The following is a 1,947-nucleotide window of genomic DNA, read 5'->3' as shown; positions in this document are numbered from 1 at the left end:
CGGTCGGGTGGCCCGGGGCATTTCAGCCCCGGGCTCCCACAGATCCCGGCGTAACCGTCTCCAGTTACCGGGCTCTTGTCATCCTGATCACCAGACGGCTGGCGCAGAAGCAGTCCATTTCCAGTGCGCGAACATCCGCGGGAATCGTTGAACGATCCCCCGCCAGCACCGGAAGGCTTTCTTCTTCGCCCGCAGCCGTTTGTACTTGTTGCGGATCCAACGTATCAAGTAGGCATTGATGCGCTGCAGGAGGGGATACATCGCCGACCGGTTGAACGCCCCGTAATAGTTCATCCAACCGCGGACGATCGGGTTGATGTCCCGCGCTACCTCGACGAAATCTCGGCCAATGCGGTTGTGCAGCCGCCAGGACCGCACCTCCGCACTGATCTTCTTAAGGGCTGGCTTACTGATCGCGGGATTGAACGAGTTGAACTGTCTCCCGTCCTTGTTCCGCGACCTGCGCTGCCGGAAAGTGAATCCCAGGAACGTGAACTCGGTGTGCTCGTACGAGGCACGCCGCCGTCCGTCCTGGCAGTAGACAATCCGGGTCTTGTCAGGATGCAACCGCAACCCGACCTGCTCCATCCGTTCCGCAATTGCCGCCAACACTTCACGTGCTTGGGCTTTGCTGACGCAGTGCACCACCGCGTCATCCACGTACCGTTCGAACGTCACGGTCGGGAACTCCCGGGCCATCCACGCATCAAACGCATAATGGAGGAACAGATTAGCCAGCACGGGCGACACCGCTGACCCTTGGGGGGTACCCCGGTCTCGCATCAGCACGCTGCCGTCGGGGTTCTGCACCGGCGCATCCAGCCACCGCTTTACGTACAGGACCACCCACGGCAGATCGGTGTTCGCCTCCACCGCCTTGATGATCAGGTCTCTGGGGACGCTGTCGAAGAACTTCTGGATGTCGAGGTCGATCACCCAGTCGGTTCTCCAGCAGCGTCGCCGGCAGACCTCCACCGCGTCCTGCGGGGCCCGCCCGGGACGGTAGCCGTACGAATCCGGGTGGAAGATCGCCTCGACCTTCGCTTCCAGCCTGCGTGCTACCACCGTCTGCGCGACCCGGTCGGCCACGGTCGGCACCCCCAAAATCCTGGTGCCCCCACCGTGCGACTTCGGTATTTCCACCGCCCGCACCGGCGGCGGGAAGTAGCTCCCCGAGGACATCCGATTCCAGATCCGATACAGATTGTTCTTCAGATCGGCCTCGAAGTCCTCGACGGAGCACCCGTCCACCCCCGGCGCACCCTTATTGGCCTTGACCTTCTCCCACGCCTGCCAAACCTCCGCTTTCGAAATCTCAAACGGCTTGCCAGATGACTTCAGCTCGCTCACGCGACTCCTCCCAGGGCCAGCGCCCCGGTTGATCGGACAAACGCGCCACGAATGACCTGACCCCTTCGCTCCACCCCCACCGCGTCAAGCAGGAGCTTCATCGCTACTATGAGTCAGTCCGACTGCGTGCCCGCCACGGTACTCAATCCCCCCGGTTTCAGCCGTAAGGGACGCTCCCTCTTCCCGCCCCGGCTGGGCGGCAGTTTCGGGTCACGCTCTCTCCCGTTCCATGCGAACGCAGCCTGGTCGGGCTCACGTTGCCTCTATGCCGGACACCACCTGGCCAATAAGCGGGCACCCGCCAGGCTCATCCCGGGATCGGATACACACCCCGGTTTCGATGTCAACCGTTCCTATTTCGACACTTCATAGGCAGTGACGCACGTCTTCCCGACTCCCACCTGACACATCCAAGTGTGCCTTTTCCCAACTCGCTCACCACGACAGGCTTCAACTAACGCAGCAGTGGGTGGTTTGAAACCGCCCCCCACAGGGAGGTTCCGGAGGGCCTACCTCCATCGTCCGCATAGCACCAGGTCACGAAGCTCTACCTACATCAAGCTCCCTTCCTGTTCGGGACACACGAACCCGTAGGAG

The 1,947-nt window shown here is 62.1% G+C and carries 1 protein-coding gene; it reads right to left on the bottom strand.

What is annotated here, in order from left to right:
* Window positions 1-87: 87 nt before the first annotated feature.
* Window positions 88-1,350: a group II intron reverse transcriptase/maturase gene (ltrA, locus tag ACNAW0_RS30285; RefSeq protein WP_416291461.1), complete on the bottom strand. Its 1,263-nt coding sequence runs from the start codon at window positions 1,348-1,350 to the stop codon at window positions 88-90.
* Window positions 1,351-1,947 lie beyond the last annotated feature (597 nt).

It is taken from the genome of Micromonospora sp. SL1-18, from assembly GCF_047921505.1.
GTDB lineage: Bacteria > Actinomycetota > Actinomycetes > Mycobacteriales > Micromonosporaceae > Micromonospora.
The sequence above is the reverse complement of the archived record's forward strand: the minus strand, read 5'-3'. Positions and strand labels throughout refer to the sequence as shown.